Annotated in this window: 17 protein-coding genes; 9 read left to right on the top strand and 8 right to left on the bottom strand. The window is 60.0% G+C overall.

What is annotated here, in order from left to right; genetic code table 11:
* The 7 genes from NGR_RS14630 to tkt all read right to left on the bottom strand — a co-directional run bounded on the left by NGR_RS14630 (position 1) and on the right by tkt (position 7820).
* Positions 1–1572, bottom strand: a complete 1572-nt coding sequence (locus NGR_RS14630; protein ID WP_164924210.1) for a Re/Si-specific NAD(P)(+) transhydrogenase subunit alpha — start codon at positions 1570–1572, stop codon at positions 1–3.
* Positions 1573–1717: 145 nt separating this feature from the next.
* Entirely contained in the window at positions 1718–2191 is a 474-nt protein-coding gene (locus NGR_RS14625; RefSeq protein ID WP_012707240.1) for an RpiB/LacA/LacB family sugar-phosphate isomerase, read from the bottom strand.
* The gene (locus tag NGR_RS14620; RefSeq protein ID WP_012707239.1) at positions 2188–2973 is read right to left on the bottom strand and encodes a triose-phosphate isomerase; all 786 of its coding nucleotides are present in this window, start codon (positions 2971–2973) and stop codon (positions 2188–2190) included. The genes NGR_RS14625 and NGR_RS14620 overlap by 4 nt, the downstream gene beginning before the upstream one ends.
* Entirely contained in the window at positions 2970–3719 is a 750-nt protein-coding gene (locus NGR_RS14615) for a DeoR/GlpR family DNA-binding transcription regulator (protein WP_012707238.1), read from the bottom strand. Before NGR_RS14615 ends, NGR_RS14620 begins: the two co-directional genes overlap by 4 nt.
* Before the next feature lie 34 nt (positions 3720–3753).
* Positions 3754–4803 (bottom strand): class II fructose-bisphosphate aldolase, encoded by a 1050-nt coding sequence (fba, locus tag NGR_RS14610; RefSeq protein WP_012707237.1) that lies wholly within the window; start codon positions 4801–4803, stop codon positions 3754–3756.
* Positions 4804–4809: 6 nt separating this feature from the next.
* Entirely contained in the window at positions 4810–5832 is a 1023-nt protein-coding gene (locus NGR_RS14605) for a class 1 fructose-bisphosphatase (RefSeq protein ID WP_012707236.1), read from the bottom strand.
* Complete coding sequence (gene tkt, locus NGR_RS14600; RefSeq protein WP_012707235.1) at positions 5829–7820, bottom strand: transketolase; 1992 nt, start codon at positions 7818–7820, stop codon at positions 5829–5831. The genes NGR_RS14605 and tkt overlap by 4 nt, the downstream gene beginning before the upstream one ends.
* Before the next feature lie 205 nt (positions 7821–8025).
* Between tkt and NGR_RS14595 the strand changes: the two genes are divergently transcribed.
* On the top strand, positions 8026–9006 hold the full coding sequence (locus tag NGR_RS14595) for an aldo/keto reductase (protein WP_012707234.1): 981 nt from the start codon (positions 8026–8028) through the stop codon (positions 9004–9006).
* A gap of 174 nt (positions 9007–9180) precedes the next feature.
* On the opposite strand, the gene NGR_RS14590 is transcribed toward NGR_RS14595, so the two are convergent.
* Entirely contained in the window at positions 9181–10194 is a 1014-nt protein-coding gene (locus NGR_RS14590) for an L-threonylcarbamoyladenylate synthase (protein WP_012707233.1), read from the bottom strand.
* 115 nt (positions 10195–10309) lie between these two features.
* Between NGR_RS14590 and NGR_RS14585 the strand changes: the two genes are divergently transcribed.
* From NGR_RS14585 to pgi, 8 genes are all read left to right on the top strand, one after another.
* On the top strand, positions 10310–11839 hold the full coding sequence (locus NGR_RS14585) for a sugar ABC transporter ATP-binding protein (protein ID WP_164924594.1): 1530 nt from the start codon (positions 10310–10312) through the stop codon (positions 11837–11839).
* A 70-nt stretch (positions 11840–11909) separates the two neighbouring features.
* On the top strand, positions 11910–12896 hold the full coding sequence (locus NGR_RS14580) for an ABC transporter permease (protein ID WP_012707231.1): 987 nt from the start codon (positions 11910–11912) through the stop codon (positions 12894–12896).
* Between the two features lie 36 nt (positions 12897–12932).
* A complete protein-coding gene (locus NGR_RS14575; protein WP_012707230.1) occupies positions 12933–13916 on the top strand; it encodes a substrate-binding domain-containing protein in 984 nt (327 codons plus the stop codon).
* Positions 13917–13972: 56 nt separating this feature from the next.
* A complete protein-coding gene (locus NGR_RS14570; RefSeq protein ID WP_164924209.1) occupies positions 13973–15022 on the top strand; it encodes an aldo/keto reductase in 1050 nt (349 codons plus the stop codon).
* A gap of 30 nt (positions 15023–15052) precedes the next feature.
* The gene (locus tag NGR_RS14565) at positions 15053–16093 is read left to right on the top strand and encodes an aldo/keto reductase (protein ID WP_037434743.1); all 1041 of its coding nucleotides are present in this window, start codon (positions 15053–15055) and stop codon (positions 16091–16093) included.
* A 477-nt stretch (positions 16094–16570) separates the two neighbouring features.
* Positions 16571–17437, top strand: coding sequence for an N-acyl homoserine lactonase family protein (locus NGR_RS14560; RefSeq protein ID WP_012707226.1), 867 nt, complete (start codon positions 16571–16573; stop codon positions 17435–17437).
* A gap of 34 nt (positions 17438–17471) precedes the next feature.
* Positions 17472–18734, top strand: a complete 1263-nt coding sequence (gene oiaX, locus NGR_RS14555; RefSeq protein WP_012707225.1) for a 3-oxo-isoapionate-4-phosphate decarboxylase OiaX — start codon at positions 17472–17474, stop codon at positions 18732–18734.
* A 60-nt stretch (positions 18735–18794) separates the two neighbouring features.
* Positions 18795–20420 (top strand): glucose-6-phosphate isomerase, encoded by a 1626-nt coding sequence (gene pgi / locus NGR_RS14550; protein ID WP_012707224.1) that lies wholly within the window; start codon positions 18795–18797, stop codon positions 20418–20420.
* The last annotated feature ends 29 nt before the right edge of the window (positions 20421–20449 follow it).

The following is a 20449-nucleotide window of genomic DNA, read 5'->3' as shown; positions in this document are numbered from 1 at the left end:
TCACGACCTTTGGAACATGGCAAGCATGCGGCGGGTGACCATGAAGCCGCCTACGATATTGATAGTGGCAACCAGAACCGACAGTGCAGCGAGGATCACGACCAGCCAATTTCCCGAACCGATCTGCAAAAGGGCCCCGATAACCACGATGCCAGAGATCGCGTTGGTAACGGCCATCAGCGGAGTGTGCAGCGAATGGCTTACGTTCCAGATCACCGAGAATCCGATGAAGCAAGCGAGAGCGAAGACCACAATGTGCGCCATAAACTCAGACGGCACATAGGACCCGATCAAGGCTAGAAGCAGAGCACCAATAACGAGCAGCCCCACCTGACTGGTCGTTTGCTTGCGAAAGGCGGCGGCTTCCGCGGCCCGCATTTCTTCCGCTGTCGGCTCCCTCACCTTCTCCTTTGGTTTGGCGGGGGCAATGGCCTGGATCCTCGGAGGCGGTGGCGGATAGGTGATCTCGCCGCCCTTGGTCACGGTCGCGCCGCGAATAACGTCGTCTTCCATGTTGTGGTTGATCACGCCATCCTTGTTAGGCGTTAGATCGGCCAGCATGTGGCGGATGTTCGTCGAATAGAGGATGGAGGCCTGAGCCGCCATGCGGCTCGGGAAATCGGTATAGCCGATGATGACCACACCGTTCGGCGAGACGATACGCTGATCGGGAACGGTTAGATCGCAGTTGCCGCCGCGCTCGGCGGCCAGGTCGACGATGACAGAGCCGGGCTTCATCATGGCGACCATGTCTTCCAGCCAGAGCTTGGGAGCTGGGCGACCAGGTATCAGCGCCGTGGTGATGACAATATCTATTTCTGGCGCAAGGGCTCGGAATTTCGCAAGCTGCTTCTCGCGGAATTCCGGCGAGGAAGGCGCCGCATAGCCACCCGTTGCAGCGCCATCCTGGTTTGCTTCGAATTCAAGGAAGACAAAGTTCGCACCCATGCTTTCGATTTGTTCGGCGACTTCGGGACGAACATCGAAGGCGTGTACTATGGCACCGAGGCTGACAGCCGTACCGATCGCTGCAAGCCCAGCTACGCCGGCACCAACTACGAGAACCTTTGCCGGCTGCACTTTGCCAGCAGCCGTCACTTGGCCAGTGAAGAAGCGGCCGAACTGGTTGCCCGCCTCAATGATGGCGCGATACCCGGCGATGTTGGCCATGGAGGACAGCGCGTCCATTTTCTGTGCACGGGAGATGCGTGGCACCATGTCCATGGCAACGGCCGTGATGTTCTTGTCCCGAAAGGTCTCGAGAAGATCCGGGTTCTGGGCCGGCCACAGGAAGGAAATCAGCGTTTGACCATCGTTCAGGCTCTTCGCTTCATCCCCTTCGGGACTGCGAACTTTCACGACGACATCGGAAGCTGCTATGAGAGCCCTCGCGTCAGGCACGACCTCTACGCCCACGGAGCGATATGCATCATCTGAAATACCCGACCTGCTCCCAGCTCCCGCCTCGATCAAGCAATTATGGCCCAATTTTCTCAATTGGACGGCAGATTCGGGAGTCAGCGCTACTCTCGCTTCCTCTGGATACCGTTCTCTTAATGCCCCAATACGCACTGCCGCCTCCCTACATGAGATATCTCTGTTACCTGCTCGACGGCATCGACTTGGAGCAAATGTGCTCACCCCATATTGCTTCAGGGTTTGCCTCGCGCGTGACCAATTGCCCGAGGCGCTCGCCGCCGTCCCCCCAGTTCGACGTCTATCTGCTCGAGCTTGGCGCGCGGGGATGATACTTGCTGTCCAGGTCGTTGATCGCCCTGACATTGCCCGCCGACTGGCCGCCTTCGTCGAACGTCTTGCCCAGAAACGTTTCGGCGATCGACTTAGCGTGCTCCGGCCCGATCACACGAGCACCCAATGTGATGATCTGCGCGTTATTCGAAAGGGCAGCACGCTCGGCGGAATAGGTGTCGTGCGTCAGGGCGGCGCGGATGCCCGGAACCTTGTTCGCTGCGATGCAGACGCCAATTCCGGTTCCACAAACGAGAATGGCCTTGTCGTATGTGCCGTCGAGCACGCCAGAGGCGACGCGCTCCGACAGATTGGCGTAAAACCGATCGGGACCGGCCTCGGTCCGCGAGACTTCATACACGTCAAAGCGACCTTTCAGGTGTTCGGCCAGCACCTTGGCGAGACCTTCGCCTGCGCTGTCTCCTGCAATGGCAACCTTCATTCTCTCTCTCCTCGGAGTTTGGCGGCGCATTTCGCAAGGATGTCGAGGTACCCCTCGACGTTCCATGCCGAACGGCCGATGAACAGCCCGTCGATGTGCGGGCTCGAAATCAGTTCTTCGCAGTTCTGCGGATTGACCGACCCGCCATAGAGGCAGGGGACCTTTCGGCCGACCACCTCTTCGGCGACAGCTATAATTTCGGCCTGACGCGCACCTGCGTACTCGGCGGTTGCCGGGATGCCCTTCTCGCCGATGGCCCAGACGGGCTCGTAGGCAAGGAGGACCTCGGCCGTTTTCTGCGAAGCGGTCAATTTCGAAAGCGCGCCGCGTACCTGGGCGGCCAGGACTTCCGGTGCGTTACCGCTGTCGCGGTCCCTCAGCGTCTCACCTACGCAGATCAGCGGAATAAGACCGTGCCGGACGGCGGCTTCGGTCTTTAAGCCCACCGTTTCGTCGGTCTCCCCGAAGTGTTCACGCCGCTCAGAGTGGCCGAGTTCGACCAGATCGAGATTGCAGTCCTTCAGCATCAGCGGCGAGACTTCGCCCGTCCAAGCGCCCTGGTCGGCCCAGTGCATGTTCTGCGCGCCGACCTTCACGGAGGTTTGGGCGAGCATTGCCCTGACCTCGCGAAGGACGGTGAAAGCCGGAATGACGAAACGCTGGATGCGCGGATCATGCGTCGCATCTGCGGCCTTGAGGCCGCGCACAAAGTGCTCGGCCTCCGCAAGCGTCTTGTTCATCTTCCAGCTGGTGCCAATCCAGAAGCGCGATTTGCCGGTCATGTCGGATCCTGCGTCGATGCAATGGTGAGCTTGATACCCGCCCGTTCAAATTCGTCCAGAACAGCAGTCCCAGGCGCGCGATCGGTGATAACCGCGTCGAACTCAGCTACGTCTGCCAGCACGTTCAAGGCGGTGTGGCCGAATCGCTGGTGGTTGACCAAGAGGCAGGCCCTGGCCGACGACGAAATCATCGCGCGCTTCGCACGCACGACATTGTCGTCCATGTGATAGGCGATCCTGCCGCTCATGGCGGGGGTTGAAATGAAGGCGATGTCCGCCCTCAACCGAGAAAGCGCATCCTCGGTGACGATGCCGAGATAAGCGTTGAATTTCGCCGAATACATGCCGCCGAGAGCTATCAGCGTTATGCCGAACTCGCCTTTCAGCCGTTCCATGATCTCCGCATTGTTGGTGATTAGGGTGAGCGGCCGCTTCTGCGGCAGCATCACGCCGAGCACCGCCGTCATACCCGGCTCGACCAGTTCCAAAGCGGCCTGCGCCATTCCGATCTTGGCTGCGTTGTCTTGGCGCGCGCGAATTCTGAAGTCGCTTTCGAACCTCGTCCCAGCGTCGATCGTCGCTCCACCGCGGACCTTCCGTAAAACTCCTTCCTGGTCGAGGTCGTCGAGGTCACGATGGATCGTCATCTTCGAGACCGCAAAGTGATCGGCAAGCTCGTCGAGACCGACGGTCTTGTTCTCGACCAGCATGTCGATGATTTGCTGCCTGCGCTCGTCCCGCTTCACAAACATCTCCGTTCTAAATCGCCGTTGCCTCGGCCTATATCGAGCCTGCCCGATACCGCTTCGCCATTTCTGCAAGTGGGATGACGTTGATCGAGCTCGCGCGTCCGGCCGTTCCGAAGGCCTCGAATCTTTCGCGACAGAGCTTCGAAAGCGCCGTCATTGCGGGCTTCAAGTACTTGCGGGGGTCGAATTCCGTCGGGTCTTCTGCAAGCACTCTGCGTACCTGCCCCGTCATGGCCATGCGGCAGTCGGTGTCGATGTTGACCTTTCGGACGCCATGCCGGATGCCCCGCTGGATTTCATCGAGAGGCACGCCCCAAGTCGGCTTCATCCGGCCGCCGAAGCTATTGAAGATTTCCTGCAATTCCTCCGGGACGCTCGAGGAACCATGCATGACAAGATGCGTGTTCGGCAGCTTTCGGTGGATCGCCTCGATAACATCCATCGCTAGGACGTCCCCGTCCGGGCGGCGCGAGAACTTGTAGGCTCCATGGCTGGTGCCCATTGCGACGGCGAGCGCGTCCACCTTCGTCTCCTCGACGAATTTCGCGGCCTCGTCGGGATCGGTCAAAAGCTGATGCAGATCGAGCTTACCTTCGACACCGTGCCCGTCTTCGGCTTCGCCCATGCCGGTCTCGAGCGAGCCCAGAACCCCAAGTTCCCCTTCCACCGAAACGCCTGCCCAATGGGCCGTCTCGCTGACGCTTTTTGTGACCTTTACGTTGTAGTCCCAGTCCGCCGGCGTCTTCCCGTCAGCACGGATCGACCCGTCCATCATCACCGAAGTGAAGCCGTGTTGAATCGCGGTGACGCAGGTGCTCGGTTCGTTTCCGTGGTCAAGATGGACGCAAACGGGAATATGCGGATAGATTTCCGTCACCGCATCCATCATGTGCTTGAGCATGATGTCGTTCACATATGCCCGCGCGCCGCGGCTCGCCTGCAGAATGACAGGCGAATCCGTGTCATCGGCCGCTTCCATGATGGCGAGCGCCTGCTCCATGTTGTTGATGTTAAACGCCGGGACGCCGTATCCGTGCTCGGCGGCGTCGTCCAACAGTTGGCGGAGAGTGATCCTGGCCATGAAATCTCACTCGCTGGTTGGATTGGAATTGAGATAGCTCGCGATAAGATCGACCTCGGTCGCCGAACCGAAGACAAGCGGCGTGCGGCAATGGTGGGAGGTCGGGACCTTGTCCAGGATCGCCGAAGTGCCGTCCGTCGCCCGCCCCCCGGCCTGCTCCATCAGGAACGCGATCGGGTTTGCCTCGTACACCAGGCGAAGCCGTCCATTTTGGTACCCCGGTCGTTTGTCGGCGGCGTAGAAGAAAACACCGCCCCTGAGCAGTATCCGGTGGAGCTCTCCGACTGCCGATCCCAGCCAGCGCATATTGAAATCGCGGCCGCGCGATCCCGCGCTGCCCGCTAGGCAGTCCTGAACATACAGGCTGAGACCAGATTGAAGGTGGCGGTGAACGGAAGCGTTGAAAGCGAGTTCCGAGGTGTCTGGCGGTATCCGGACCTGCCTTCTCACAATCAAGAACTCGCCGGTCTGCGGATGCATCGTCGCAAGCAGCATGCCGTCTCCGACGGAGAAGCCGAGGTCGATCGTGTTGCCGAAGGAGACATATCCGGCGGCGACCTGCCGCCTGCCAGAAGTCAAGAACGGGTCTTCAGTTTCGGTGAATGGAATGATCGAGAAGAGCGTGCCCACCGGGGCGCCCAGTCCGACGTTGCCTGAACCATCGATCGGATCGATAGCCACACCGAACCCCGAACCCTTGAACACAACAGGCTCGTCAGCCTCTTCGGAGAGGATCCGTCCGGCCCCTGCCCGTTCCAGAATCTCGACGAACAACGCATGCGAAGCAACGTCGATGGCCTTTTGCGCGTCTCCGTCGGAATTGGAACCGACAAGTCGCGCCGGATCGCCTTCCAGCGAACCGGTCGCAATACGCTCCGACAGAAGACATGCTGCGTCCAAGACCCCGTTGATAAGTGCCGTCACGCGCTGTCGCGACCGGTCCTCACCCGCCCATGTCGAGAGGTACTCATCGACCGACTCGTGCTGGAAGGAGGCTTCGTCGCTGGCGAGAGTTGCCGGAGTGCTCATTCTTCGCCCCTCACCCTTGCAACTGCGCGCGCGACTATCGCGTCACGGGTAATTCCGAATTTTTCGTACAACGTCTCCGCCGGCGCGGACGCGCCAAAGCCGGACATCCCAATCACGTCGTCTTCGCTGTCCACATACCTGGTCCAGCCGAACTTCGAGAGCGCTTCCACCGCGATGCGTGGCGCGTCCCCCAGCACCGCGTGCCGGTAGTCCCTGGCCTGTTTTTCGAAGAGGTCCCAGCTCGGCATCGAGACGACCGCGGCTGGAATATTTCTCGCTTCGAGCTCTTCGGCGGCCTGGATCGCAAGCACTACCTCCGTTCCAGTCGCGATGAGCGTGACCGCGCGTTCCCTGCTGGCTTCCCGCAGCACGTAGGCTCCTCGCGCGCAGCGATTGGAGCCATCGCGTTCCGAGCGGAGCTGGGGAACATTCTGCCGCGATAGCGCCAGGACGGACGGCGTGTTCTTGCTGGTTATCGCGATGTCCCAGCATTCGAGCGTTTCGATCGTGTCCGCCGGCCGGAACACATGCAAGTTCGGCATCGCCCTGAGGCTGGCAAGATGCTCGACGGGCTGGTGGGTCGGGCCGTCTTCTCCGAGACCGATGGAATCATGCGTCATCACGAAGATGGAGCGCGCGCCCATCAAAGCCGCCACGCGAATGGCGTTGCGGCAATAGTCCGAGAATACGAGGAACGTGCCGCCATACGGTATGAAGCCGCCATGAACCGCCATGCCGTTCATTGCGGCGGCCATTGCGAACTCCCTCACGCCATAGCTGACATAACGCCCGCTTCTAACGGCGGTGAAATCGCTGTCGACGGCCGGAACACGCGTCAAGTTCGAGTGGGTAAGGTCCGCCGAGCCGCCAATCATTTCGGGAAGCAACTCCGTCAGCGCCTCCAGGGCGATCTGGCTTGCCTTGCGCGTGGCCACTGATTGCGGCCTATCGAGCAGATTCGCCTTGGCGGCGTTCACCGTCTCCTCGTAATGCGGCGGCAACGATCCCGCGGTGCGACGCTCGAACTCGCTTTTGACGTCAGGTTCCGCTGCTTCGAGCCGCGCTTGCCACTCTCTGCGGGACTTCGCGCCCTTCGCGCCGATCGCGCGCCATGTTTCCAGGATCGGCGTTGGAATCTCGAAAGGATCTGCCGTCCAGCCATAGGCCGTCTTTGTCGCGGCGGCTTCGCTCGCGCCCAGCGGCGCGCCGTGCACCGAGCTCTTTCCTGCCTTTGACGGAGAACCGAACCCAATGATGGTTTTCAGCGCGACGAGGGACGGTCTCGATGTTTCCGCTTTCGCGTTCGAGATCGCCGCGTCGATTGCTTCAGCGTCATGGCCATCTACGCGTTGCGTGTGCCATCCGTATGCATCGAACCTCGCAAGCACGTCTTCCGAAAACGCTATCGCAGTCGAACCGTCGATCGTGATGGAGTTGTCGTCATAGAGGACGATCAGCTTGCCGAGTTGAAGATGGCCCGCCAGCGAGGCAGCTTCCTGGCCGACGCCTTCCATGAGGCATCCGTCTCCACAGAAGACATAGGTGTGGTGATCGACGAGCGCGGTGCCGAATTCCGCGCCCAGGCGCCGCTCCGCGATAGCCATGCCGACCGCGGACGCAATGCCCTGCCCTAGTGGCCCCGTCGTTGTCTCGACGCCGGCGGTGTGGCCGTATTCCGGGTGGCCCGGCGTTTTCGAATCCCACTGGCGGAAATTGCGGATCTCCTCAATGGTCATTTCCTTGTAACCGGTTAGGTGGAGAAGGCTGTACAGCAGCATCGAGCCATGGCCGTTCGACAGCACGAACCGGTCGCGATCCGGCCAGCCGGGTTCGCTCGCATCGAATTTGAGGTGCTTGCCGAACAGAACGGCCGCCGCATCGGCCATGCCCATCGGCATTCCAGGGTGACCGGAATTGGCCGCCTCCACGCCGTCGATTGATAGGACGCGGATAGCGTTTGCCAGATCGCGGACCGAAACTGCTGTCAACTCTTCCTCCCATAACGTGTGAGGTATGATCTTCTCGATGGTGGCCAATGTCGTGCGCTTTTTTAAAAATCACAAGCGGAAATTACAAAGTCACATATTTTTTGTTATTTTGAGAAGAGCGGTAACATTCCGCAAAAATTTCTAATGACGCCCAGCCCTGTCTCTGATAGAGGTGGTCATACCTCATACCTTAGGGAGTGAAAACATGCAATATGTTCGCTTAGGAGCGACTGGACTTAAGGTCTCGCGTTTGGCGTTGGGCTGTATGAGCTTTGGAGAACCTGAAAGGGGGAATCACCAGTGGACGCTTGCCGAAGCCGAGGCGCGGCCGCTTTTCCAGCAGGCGCTGGATGCCGGGATCAATTTCCTCGACACGGCGAACGTTTATTCCGACGGCACCAGCGAGGAGATCGTCGGCAAGCTGTTGAAGGAACACGGCCGGCGTGATGAAATTGTTTTGGCAACCAAGGTTTTCGGGCGGATGAACGCCAGCCCGAACGGCGCCGGCCTGTCGCGCAAAGCAATCCTGTCCGAGGTCGACAACAGTCTCCGTCGCCTGGGAACGGACTACATCGATCTGTACCAGACGCATTTCTGGGACAGCGAAACGCCCATCGAGGAGACGCTCGAGGCGCTCAATGACGTGGTAAAGGCGGGCAAAGTTCGCTACATCGGCGCGAGCAACATGTACGCGTGGCAGTTCGCAACGGCGATCCAGATCTCAAAGCGCAACAACTGGGCTGCGTTCGCATCAATGCAACTTCATCTTAATCTTATCTATCGCGAGGAGGAACGCGAGATGCTGCCGCTGTGCCGTGCCGAAGGCATCGGCGTGATGACGTTCAGCCCGCTGGCACGCGGTATTCTCACGAAGGGAAGCGGATCTCAGTCCAAACGCGCGGAAACGGACAACGTCACCGGCAGGTTCTACGAGAAGGCCGCGGCCGCAGATCGGGTCGTGGTGGACGAAGTTGCCAAGATCGCCGTGGAACGCGGCCTGCCTCAAGCGCAAATAGCGTTGGCGTGGGTGCTGCAAAAGCAGGGCGTGACCTGCCCTATCATCGGAGCTACCAAGCCAAGCCATCTGCAGGATGCGGTGGGATCTCTGGCCGTCAAATTGACCGACGACGAAATCCAGCGGCTTGAAGCTCCCTACGTACCCCACGATGTCGTCGGCCTGATGTGACGGCTACGGCCGCAGTTCAAGACGCTTGGCAACTGCCGGGCGTCTGCCACGCGTCGGGTCGCCATTCCACCTGAACGCGCTGCCTTGATGCGGGAAGGACGTGCGTCACGTCAAGAAACTGCTCGGTGGCCGGGCGCCGGGGACAATCCATGGCCCCCTCGCCGAAACTTCGCATCACCTGGCTTCCCTATTTCGAACCGCCGCCTGCTCGAGTTCGCCGAGTGTCAAGGTTCGCGGCGCCGCAGCTCGCCGGAGTCGGTCGTTGATCGCCAGCCCCAAGCCCTCGTCCGGTATGGGAACGATTGCTATGGATTCCGCGCCGGCATCGTCGGCCTCTTTGAGGGTCGCATACAATTTCGCCGCAAACTCCTCGAGACTGCCCTCCGGACTCAGGTTGAAAACGCGTGCGCAGGCCCCTTCGCCCGGAACAATGGCATCGCCGAACTTGAGGAGCGTCTCGCCTGGCCCGACGCCCGTGGCGTTCAGCCTGACCATCGCGCGCGGAGCATAGTGCGATGTCAGCATTCCCGGTGCGAGCACTTTGCGGAACAGGTTTGGGGCGCTGACTTGAAGACCTGCAGCATGCTCGACGAGCTCGATCGGCAGGCCGCCAGGACGAAGCAACTCGATGCCATTTTCGCGGACCCTCAGGATAGTGGACTCGACGCCGATCTTCGTTGGGCCACCATCGAGTATCAACGGTACTCCATCGCCGAATTCGCTCTCGACGTGCGCTGCTGTCGTCGCACTCACCCTTCCCGATATATTGGCGCTGGGGGCGGCCAGCGGCCCTCCATAGGACCTGATCAAGCCATTGCTGAATCCCATGGGAATTCTGATGGCGACGGTGGTCAGGCCGGCCGTAGTCACGGATGGAAGCCTGCCGGGGTTCGAGTTGAGCACCAACGTCATCGGCCCCGGCCAGAACCTTTCCGCAAGACGGAGACTGACCGGATCCAGGGTCGCGAATTCGCTGACCATCTCAAGATCGGAGCAGTGGCAGATAAGCGGGTTGAAACCCGGTCGACGCTTAATATCGAAAATTTGGGATACCGCGGCTTCATTAGTCGCGTCGGCGGCCAACCCGTAAACGGTCTCGGTCGGCACCGCGATCACATCGCCCCTCCCGAGCGCCTCGACAGCTGAAGTGATCCCCGCTGCGGGATCGGCTGCGACATCAATGATCATTGAAAAACCCCTTCCGTCTCGCTGTTTGAATAAAGGGAAAAAAACCGCTTGTCAAAATAGGTATGACCTTATACCTTCTTCCGAGGCTGATGAGGAGTTGGCCTTGGGAGGTTTTATGACGACGGGAAGTGTCACATTCGACACCACACTACACTCGACGACCGGAAACGGTCTTCTGCTAGAGGCGGATGGTGTTGCGAAGGCGTTTCATGGCGTTCCGGCACTGCGTAACGGGCACCTGAAGCTTCGTCCGGGGAGCGTCCACGCCTTGTGCGGGGGAAATGGGGCTGGGAAGTCCACCTTCCTAAACATCGTTATGGGTCTTCTGCGCAGGGACGAGGGCAGCATCAAGATTAAGGGTGAAGTGGTCGATTTCCGCTCCGCCAGCGAGGCGCTCGATCACGGCATCGCCATCATCACCCAGGAGCTTTCTCCGGTTCTGGAAATGACTGTCGCCGAGAACATCTATCTCGGAAGGGAGCCAAAACGTCTTGGGGCCTTCATCGATTTTGCCCTATTAGAGACGCAAGCGCAGAAGCTCCTGGACGACATCGGCTTCCCGATCCGTGCCAATGCCCGTATGTCAAATCTCAGCCTCGCCGAAACCCAGTTGGTCGAGATCGCCAAGGCGCTGAGCTTCGATGCGGATATCGTCATCATGGACGAGCCGACTTCCGCGATCGGCGAGCACGAAGCCCACATCCTGTTCGCGGCGATCGATCGTCTGAAGCATCGTGGCTCGGGCATTATCTACGTTTCACACAAGCTCTCAGAAATCTTCGAGATTGCGGACGAGTTCACGGTCTTCCGCGACGGCAACTACATCGTAAGCGGCTCCATGAAGGAGACCACCCGCAAGGAGCTTGTCACTCATATTGTCGGGCGTGAGGTCAAGGTCGTCGAGAAAGAGCGTCCGAACGCAGGTGCTCCCATCTTGCTTGAAGTCCGCAACCTGTCCCGCGAGAGCGAATTCAAGGACATTTCGATCTCCGTCGCCGCCGGCGAAGTTTTCGGAATCTACGGCCTCCTCGGCTCCGGCCGGACCGAGTTCCTGGAGGCGGTCTATGGGATGGAGACGCCGACATCCGGCGAGGTGATGCTTGCAGGAAGGCCGGTTCCGCGCGGCAAGCCGCGTGAATCGATCAAGATGGGCATGGCGATGGTGTCCGAGGACCGCAAGGACAGCGGCTTGGTCCTGTCGTCTTCGATCGCCCACAACATCACGCTTTCCGCCCTTTCCCTGATGGCGGTCAGCGGCTTCGTGAAGCAGCAGAAGGAACGCGAAGTCGTCGAGGAGATGATCCGCTCCCAGCGGATCAAGACCAGCTCCTCCGAGCTTGCGGTCGAGAATCTGAGCGGCGGAAACCAGCAAAAGGTCGTCTTCGCGCGATGCCTGACGACCAATCCCCGACTTCTGATCTGCGATGAGCCCACCCGCGGCATCGACGAAGGCTCCAAGCAGGAGATCTACGCCTTCCTGCGGGACTTCGCCGCCAAGGGTCACGGTGTTCTCGTCGTGTCGTCCGAGGCTCCGGAGATCCTCCAGGTCAGCGACAGGATCGCGATTTTCAAGGCAGGAACGTTGGTCGACGTCATCGACGGCCATGGCGCCACCCAGCAAATGATCATGGAGCTCGCAAGTTGAGGAGTCTGCGCTCCCTCAGGTTCGGCAAGCTACTGCTGCCGGTGTCGCGGCAGGATTTAGGACGAGTCAAATGAACGCTAACATCACCAAGATCGCCACCGGCACTCCGTCGGAGCGCAGGAAAGCCGAGATCACCAAGGACTTCATAAAGTCCTTCAGCATCATTCTGGTGTTTCTCGCAATCTGCGTGCTTTTCACCTCGCTGAACCAGTACTTCCTCACCTGGAACAACTGGCTCAACCTTCTTCGCCAGTCGAGCATCAACGGCATTCTCGCCATCGGCGTCACGTTCGTCATCCTGACAAAGGGCATCGACCTGTCGGTCGGATCGGTCATGGCACTCGCCGGAATGATGGCAGCCAACCTGGTGACAACCGGGAACGAGCACCTTGTGATCTGGAGTATTCTTGCAGCGCTCGGTACCGGAGCCGTCGTCGGCCTCGCGAACGGGGTTCTCATCGCCCGGATCAACGTGCCGCCTTTTGTTGCGACGCTCGGAATGCTGAGCATGGCCAGGGGCCTCACTCTAATCTATTCCGACGGCAGGCCGATCGCTAACCTTACCGCTTCCCTGCGGTGGATCGGCAGCGGAAACGTCCTTGGCCTCCCTGTCCCCGTCCTCATTTTCTTCGCCGTGTTCCTGATTGGCTGGCTCACGCTCTCGAGGACGACTTTTGGACGCTACGTCTACGCCGTTGGCGGCAATGAAAAAGCGGCCAGGACCAGCGGCATCTCGACCCGTACCATCATCGCTGCCACGTACGTGATCTGCGGTCTGCTCGCCGGGCTTGCCGGACTTGTGCTGACGGCCCGCACGACGGCGGCACTGCCGCAGGCGGGCATCGGCTACGAACTCGACGCCATCGCGGCAGTCGTGATCGGCGGCACGAGCCTCTCGGGCGGACGCGGCTCACTCGTAGGGACCCTCTTCGGCGCATTGATCATCGGCACCATCAACAACGGGATGGATCTGATGGGCGTGTCGTCATATTACCAGCAACTATTGAAAGGAGCCATCATAGTCTTAGCCGTGATCGCAGACCAGATACGCAAGTAATCGTTGCCAATAGCAACAAAAAAATCGGAGGAGAATATGATTAACAGACGTACGTTCATTGCCGCGATCGCAGCCTCGACGATGCTGCTTGGTGCGGACCTCGCCGCAGCCCAAGAGAAGATCCGTATTGCTGCACTTTCTTTCGGCGAGGCAGGCGAATACATGAAGGCCTGGTCCACAGAGATCCAGAACCACCCTGCCGTAAAGGAGGGCAAGGTCGAGATCACGGTTTTTGATGGAAAATACGATCCGCTTATCCAAGCCAACCAGATCGATACGGCGCTGACCCAGCAGTTCAATGCGATCATCATGGCCCCGTTCGATCTCGAAGCTTCCGCGCCGGCCATCGACAAGGCGGCCGAGGCAAAGGTCCCGGTGATCGTCTCGGCGCTCAAAACCTCGTCGAAAAACTATACCGCGTCGATTATCGTCGACGATCGCGAAGGCGGCAGGATCATCGCCGAGGAAATGGCGAAGCGCCTCCCGAGCGGCGGCAATCTGGTCCTCATGGAAGGGCCAATCGGCCAGTCGGCCCAGATTGAACGTCGCGCCGGCGTCGACGCCGGGCTCGAAGCGCATTCGAACCTCAAGCTGCTCGCCGACAAGAGCGGCAATTGGAGCCGCGCCGAGGGCCAGGCTCTCATGGAGAACTGGCTCTCCGCCTATCCCGACCAGATCAATGGCGTCCTCGCTGAGAACGACGAGATGGCGCTCGGCGCTATTGAAGCCATGAAGGCAGCCAACGTTGACCTTAGCAAGGTGCCGGTCATTGCGATCGACGGCATCCCGGACGCAAAGCGCGCCGTGGAGAACGGCGAAATGGCGGTCACCCTGTACAAGTATGCGAGGGCGGAAGGGCAAGGTGCAGTAGATCTTGCTTTGCGTCAGGTAATCGGCACGGAATACAAGCCGCAGTCGGAGGTATGGAACGGCCTGATGGAGTGGAAGGACGGCACACAGAAGGACTACGTCGTTCCATGGCTGATCTTGGACAAAGATAACGTCAAAAAGTACATGTGATTATTGTTGGCGAGCCCGCATTCAACGGGCTCGCCACTGTCAGATCAAGGTGAAATATGACTGTGCTAGAGAAGAGAAAGATCGGTAACACCGGAGTCGAACTGACTTCACTGGGTCTTGGTACCTCGCCATTGGGCGGTTGCGGCGTGAGGGTCCCGTTCACCGATTTCGAAGCCGTGGTCATGAAGGCCTACGAGCTGGGCGTGCGGTATTTTGATACGGCACCGCTCTATGGCCTCGGCAAGTCCGAGCACAGCCTGGGTCATGTGCTGCGCGTGAACGGTATCATCGAGGACGTGGTCATCAGCACTAAAGCGGGACGTATCCTCAAGCCCGCGAGCCGCTCGAAGCGGGCGGAGAGCCTTTACGGCATCAACTGGATCGACCCGCTGCCTTACGTCGACGAATACGACTACACGTACGACGGGATAATGCGTTCATTCGAGGACAGCCAGCAGCGCATGGGCGTTGATGGCGTCGACATTCTCTATCTCCACGACGTCAGCGGCGTCTGGCATCGCGACAGCTACGACCTCTACCTCTCGCAGCTCCGCCAGAGCGGGTATCGGGCCTGCGATGAGCTTCGGAGCAGCGGAGCAGTCAAGGCGATAGGGCTCGGCGTCAACGAGACCGCGTCTGTTCTACAAGTCGCTGCCGAATTTAATCTTGATTGCTCGTTGGTCGCGGGCCGCTACACGCTGCTTAACCATCAGCCTCTTGAAGACTTCTTCCCCGAGGCTCAGCGCCGCGGGATCGCAATCATCGCAGGCGGCGTCTACAATTCCGGCGTCCTGGCAGAGGGAAGCAAAGGTGCGGCTGCGGTTCGGACGTACGACTATCAGACAGCCAGCCCCGAAATCCTGAAGCGCGTTGAAGCTCTCGAGGCAGTTTGCGGCGAATTTGGCATTTCGCTTGCGACGGCGGCGACGCAGTTCGTCTACTCGCACCCGGCCGTCACTGCGGTGGTCCAAGGCGCCCTTAGCACTGCCCACGTCGAGGCGAACGTCAAGGCGATTTCCGAGAAGATCCCGCCAGGGTTCTGGTCCGCGCTCAAGGCAAAGAGCCTCATCCCGGAAGCGGCTCCGATCATGACATCGGCCGCCTGAAAACTTCGTAGTCAAGAAAAGGAATATATGATGTCGGACCTGGCAAAGCGCCCGCTCGGCAAATCGAATGTGCGGGTAACGTCACTGGGGCTTGGAACGGTTCCCATTTCGGGCTTCAACGCGGACGTATCATACGACGAGTTCGAGCAGACGATTCTGTCGGGTTACGCTGCCGGCATTCGATACTTCGACTGCGCTCCCATGTACGGCTTCGGGAAGTCCGAGCATTTCCTGGGCCATGCCCTGAGAGTGAATAAGCTGCGAGACGACGTCGTCGTGAGCACCAAGGTCGGCCGTGTCCTCAAGCCAGCCAGCCGCACGAAAAAGCTCGACACCGTCTATGGAATCGAGTGGATCGATCCCCTGCCCTTCTTGGACACCTACGACTACACCTACGACGGTATCATGAGGTCGTTCGAGGACAGCCAGCAGCGTCTTGGTCTCGATTACATCGATGTCCTGCTCGTACATGATGTCGGGCGCGCCTGGCACGGCGATCGAAGCGAGTTCTACTGGGATCAGTTGAGAGCCTCCGGGTACAAGGCATTGGACGAACTGCGGTCCACCGGCTGTGTCTCGGCGATTGGCCTCGGAGTCAATGAAACGGATTCCGTCGTAGGTGTCTCCCGGGAGTTCCCTATCGAGTGCGCCCTGGTGGCCGGACGCTACACATTGCTCAACCACGAACCCCTGCACTCCGCCTTCGACGAGCTTTTGTCGAGAAATGTCTCAATCATCGCAGGCGGCATCTTCAATTCGGGTATTTTGGCCAGCGGAACCTCTGGCGCAACGGCGACATACGACTACGGGAAAGTCCCGGCCGCCGTCCTCGACCGCGTCAAATCGATCGAAGCTGTATGCGAGGAATACCGGGTCAGCTTGCCGGCTGCCGCAATGCAGTTCGTATATGCCCACCCCGCCGTGGCCACACTAGTCATGGGCGCGAAAAGCAGTGCTGAAGTCGATCAGAACGTGGCGGCGATCAACGAGCGCATTCCGCCCGCATTCTGGAACGCCCTGCAATCAGCTGATCTGCTGCCAGCAACTGCGCCACTCCCTGCGGAGGCGTGACGGTTATGGGGTATCAGCGGGCCCTTATTCCGTTCTCCTGCAACGAAGTCGCAAACGCCGTTGAATTGCAGGAGCAGCGGTCTGGACTGGAGACCCTGGTCCGGGCTTACGGCGAGGTGCTCGCACTGTTCTCGTTCATGCACCTCGGCTTGAGAGAGCCCGGCATGAATCTGCTCTTCGCCCAGCTGTCGTGCCGTGCCGCCGATATACTGGAGTCCGTCGGACAGGGGGGCGACAAAAGGAGGCGCTTGGCGGCACTCGAACATGCAGCTCGGCATCTCGGCCGAGTCCGCTCTGACCTTTTACAGGCCCAGAGGTCATTCGAAGGACTGCTGGGAAGGCAGAGTACCGAGCTCTTGAGGTTGCTGACGAGAGCTTCGTTGGAATTGAAACGGGCATCTGCGCTATTGGGCACCATGACATTCGACGCGAGCGGATGTTGCGCAGGGCCTTTGTTCGCAAACGCGGAGGAAACACATGGGAGCGCATTCCGTTTGGGTGCTTGAGTATGCCCGAAGCCCTGTTCACCCGGTGAGCGGTGTCTATTACGGCGCCCATAACCAGGGAACGATGAATCTACCATTCGCATACATTCTGATCAGGACGGCCGATGCGGTCGCATTAGTCGACGTCGGCCACGATGCGAACGATTTCGGGGGAGAGATAGCGAACTCGATCGGAGTAACCGGGTGGACGCCGCCGGAGATAGTGCTGGGTGAATGTGGCGTCCGGCCTGAGGACGTGACTCACATCTTCATAACGCACGCCCACTTCGATCACATCGGCGGCCTGAAGTTCTTTCCCAATGCAAAGATCTTCATTCAGAAGAAGGAGCTCGAATCCTGGATGTGGATCCTTGCCAAGGGTCGCCGGTTTCGATCGCTGTTGGCTGGGCTGAACCCCGCCGATATACTTTATCTTACCCAGGCGAACATCGAGGGCAGACTGGAACTTCTCGAAGGACCGAGAGAAGATGTGCTTCCGGGCATTCACCTGTATCCCGCCCACGACACTCATACCGCGGGCTCCCAGTATGTAGTGGTGCAAAACAGAGGCAGCGATGACAGGCTGGTCTTGTCCGGAGACGTCGTCTACACCTACCGGAACCTGACTGGCGACGATCAACTCGATCCTTGTTTCGTCCCCCCAGGCCTTGCGAATGGCAGCCAGACGAAGCTGATCCAGGCAGCGGAAGAGATGCTGGGCATCGTGGGGAATGACGAGCGTCGGATCATACCGGTGCATGAGGAAAAATTGGCCCAATTCTATCCCTCCCGCCTGAGCGATCACGGGCTGCGGATAGTCGAGATCTGCGTCGCGGACGGAGAGCAATCGAGGGTTTGATCCTTCTGTTTTGATTACGAACGGTGTGCACGACATGAATAGAAACGACTGCGTCGTCATGACGTACATGATCGAATGCGACGGGGATCCTCAATCGTTTGCAAGCAAGATCGCCAGCGATCAGTCGACGGGCACGTTCGTCGACCTCCCGGGGGAGACGCCGGAGCTGAAGGCGCGGGTCGCCGCCCGCGTGCTTGACGTCCGCGAGCTTCCCCCGATCTCCGTGCCCTCGATCCCCCAAAACGCGTCGGGACCTTCGTATCGGCGGGCGGAAGCGGACATCGCCTTTCCGATTGAAGCGGTCGGTGACGATCTTTCCGCTTTGATGACGATCACGATCGGCGGAGTCTTTTCGATCCGAGGCTTCACCGGCATACGTGTCTTGCGCATGCAATTGCCGCATGCGTTCGGGGCTTCCTACCCGGGGCCTCAGTTCGGCATAGCGGGGACGCGGCGTCTGACAGGCGTCTTCGACCGACCTCTGATCGGCACGATCATCAAGCCGGCGCTAGGGCTGCGTCCCAACGAAACGGCCGAGATGGTGAGTGAGCTTATCGCCTCGGGCGTTGATTTCATCAAGGATGACGAGAAGCTCTGCGGTCCGCCCTATTCGCCGCTCGAGGAGCGGGTGAGAGCGATCATGCCTCTCATCAAGGACCATGAGCAACGGACCGGCAAGAAGGTAATGTATGCCTTCAACATCTCCCATGTCGATCCCGACGTCATGATGAGAAACCATGACGTCGTCGCCGATGCCGGCGGAAACGCGGCCGTGATCAACATAAACTCTATTGGGCAAGGTGCTTTCCTGTTTTTGAGGAGGCGTTCAAGACTGGCGCTGCATGCCCACCGTAACGGATGGGACATCCTCACCCGCCACCCCGGCCTTGGGATGAATTTTTCTGTTTACCAGCAGTACTGGCGGCTGCTCGGCGTCGACCAGTTCCAGATCAACGGCATCGGATCCAAGTATTGGGAGCCCGACGATTCGTTCGTCCAGTCTTTCCACGACCTCGTCGCCCCTTTCACGTCCGCAGGGGAAAAGCCCATGCCGGTCGTTTGCTCGGGGCAATGGGGTGGACAGGCGCCTGAGACATATCGTCGAACCGGAAGAACGCTCGATCTCCTGTACCTCTGCGGCGGAGGCGTCGTCAGTCATCCAGACGGTCCAGGTGCGGGCGTCAAAGCCGTTCGACAAGCATGGGAAGCCGCGCGCGAGGGTGTTGACCTAGATTCGTACGCGCAGAACCATCCCGAGCTCAAACAGGCGCTGGCCAAATTCGGCAAGCGCGATTGAACCTTCCCTGGCGGGAAATGACAGCGTCTTACCTCGCGCCTTGGATCGCAGGAAATCCCCATGAAGACCATCGTCGAACAGCTCAAGTCCGTCGTTTCGGCTACTAATGCAACCGACATCCGCGCCGCCTTTGCGGCCGATCCGAACCGTTTTTCGCGCTTCAGCACGAGGCTCGGCGATCTTCTCCTCGACTATTCGAAATGCGCCGCCAACGACAGGGTTATCGACGGTCTGGAGGCGCTGGCGAAAGCAGCCCGGATCGAAGAGAAGCGCGACGCCATGTTCCGTGGCGACATCATCAACATCACCGAAGAACGCGCCGTCCTGCATACGGCGCTCAGGAACCGGTCGAACCGGCCGGTCCTCGTCGGCGGCAAGGACGTCATGCCGGACGTCAACGCCGTGCTCGATGCGATGGGCGCCTTTGCCGACGGCATCCGCTCGGGCGCGCTCAAGGGCGCGACCGGCAAGAAGATCACCGACGTCATCAATATCGGCATCGGCGGCTCCGACCTCGGCCCGGTCATGGCGACCCTGGCGCTCGCGCCCTTTCACGACGGCCCGCGGCTGCATTTCGTCTCCAATGTCGACGGCGCCCATATCGCCGACACGCTGAAGCTGCTCGATCCGGAGACCTCGCTCTTCATCATCGCCTCCAAGACCTTCACGACGATCGAGACGATGACCAATGCCCAGACCGCCCGCAGCTTCATCGCCGGCAAGCTCGGCGAAGCGGCCGTCGGCCACCACTTCGCGGCGGTCTCCACCGCGCTCGACAAGGTGGCCGTTTTCGGCATCGACCAGGCCCGCGTCTTCGGCTTTTGGGACTGGGTCGGGGGGCGCTACTCGATCTGGTCGGCGATCGGCCTGCCGCTGATGATCGCCATCGGCAAGGAGAATTTCGGCCGCTTCCTCGATGGCGGCCACGCGATCGACGAGCATTTCCGCACCGCGCCGATCCGTGAGAACATTCCGGTTCTGCTCGGCCTCCTCGGCTTCTATCACCGCAACGTGCTCGGTTATCCGTCGCGGGCGATCCTACCCTATGACCAGCACTTGTCGCGCTTCCCGGCCTATCTGCAGCAGCTCGACATGGAATCGAACGGCAAGGGCGTCACGCTCGATAGCACCCCGGTCGAATTCTCGACGGGACCTGTCGTCTGGGGCGAACCCGGCACCAACGGCCAGCACGCCTTCTACCAGCTCATCCACCAGGGGACCGACATCATCCCGGCGGAATTCATGATCGCCGCGAACGGCCATGAAAAAGACCTCCGCCACCAGCACCAGCTGCTGATCGCGAACTGCCTGGCGCAGTCGGAGGCGCTGATGAAGGGCCGGACGCTCGACGAAGCCAAGGCGCAGCTCACCTCGAAGGGCATGGACGAGGCAAAAGCGGACAAGATTGCGCCGCATCGTGTCTTCACCGGCAACCGGCCGTCGCTGACCTTCGTCTACGACCAGCTCGACCCCTTCGCGCTCGGCCGCCTGATCGCCCTCTACGAACACCGCGTCTTCGTCGAAGGCGCGCTCTTCAACATCAACTCCTTCGACCAGTGGGGCGTGGAGCTCGGCAAGGAGCTGGCGACCGGCCTGCTGCCTGTCGTCGAGGGCAAGGAGAGCGCCGATGGCCACGATTCCTCGACCGCCGGCCTCGTTGCGGCACTGCTGAAGGCTCAGGGCTGAGTGACCGAATTACAAAACGCCGATAGGGC

Origin of the sequence: Sinorhizobium fredii NGR234 (assembly GCF_000018545.1) — a bacterium.
Classification (GTDB): Bacteria; Pseudomonadota; Alphaproteobacteria; order Rhizobiales; family Rhizobiaceae; genus Sinorhizobium; species Sinorhizobium fredii_A.
This window is presented reverse-complemented; position numbering and strand designations above follow the sequence as displayed.

Coding starts and splice junctions, on each gene's coding strand:
- NGR_RS14620 (WP_012707239.1), bottom strand. CDS start 2,973: ATGACCGGCAAATCGCGCTTCTGGATTGGCACCAGCTGGAAGATGAAC.
- oiaX (WP_012707225.1), top strand. CDS start 17,472: ATGAATAGAAACGACTGCGTCGTCATGACGTACATGATCGAATGCGAC.
- pgi (WP_012707224.1), top strand. CDS start 18,795: ATGAAGACCATCGTCGAACAGCTCAAGTCCGTCGTTTCGGCTACTAAT.
- NGR_RS14590 (WP_012707233.1), bottom strand. CDS start 10,194: ATGATCATTGATGTCGCAGCCGATCCCGCAGCGGGGATCACTTCAGCT.
- NGR_RS14580 (WP_012707231.1), top strand. CDS start 11,910: ATGAACGCTAACATCACCAAGATCGCCACCGGCACTCCGTCGGAGCGC.
- NGR_RS14595 (WP_012707234.1), top strand. CDS start 8,026: ATGCAATATGTTCGCTTAGGAGCGACTGGACTTAAGGTCTCGCGTTTG.
- NGR_RS14625 (WP_012707240.1), bottom strand. CDS start 2,191: ATGAAGGTTGCCATTGCAGGAGACAGCGCAGGCGAAGGTCTCGCCAAG.
- NGR_RS14570 (WP_164924209.1), top strand. CDS start 13,973: ATGACTGTGCTAGAGAAGAGAAAGATCGGTAACACCGGAGTCGAACTG.
- NGR_RS14575 (WP_012707230.1), top strand. CDS start 12,933: ATGATTAACAGACGTACGTTCATTGCCGCGATCGCAGCCTCGACGATG.
- NGR_RS14605 (WP_012707236.1), bottom strand. CDS start 5,832: ATGAGCACTCCGGCAACTCTCGCCAGCGACGAAGCCTCCTTCCAGCAC.
- NGR_RS14560 (WP_012707226.1), top strand. CDS start 16,571: ATGGGAGCGCATTCCGTTTGGGTGCTTGAGTATGCCCGAAGCCCTGTT.
- fba (WP_012707237.1), bottom strand. CDS start 4,803: ATGGCCAGGATCACTCTCCGCCAACTGTTGGACGACGCCGCCGAGCAC.
- NGR_RS14565 (WP_037434743.1), top strand. CDS start 15,053: ATGTCGGACCTGGCAAAGCGCCCGCTCGGCAAATCGAATGTGCGGGTA.
- NGR_RS14585 (WP_164924594.1), top strand. CDS start 10,310: ATGACGACGGGAAGTGTCACATTCGACACCACACTACACTCGACGACC.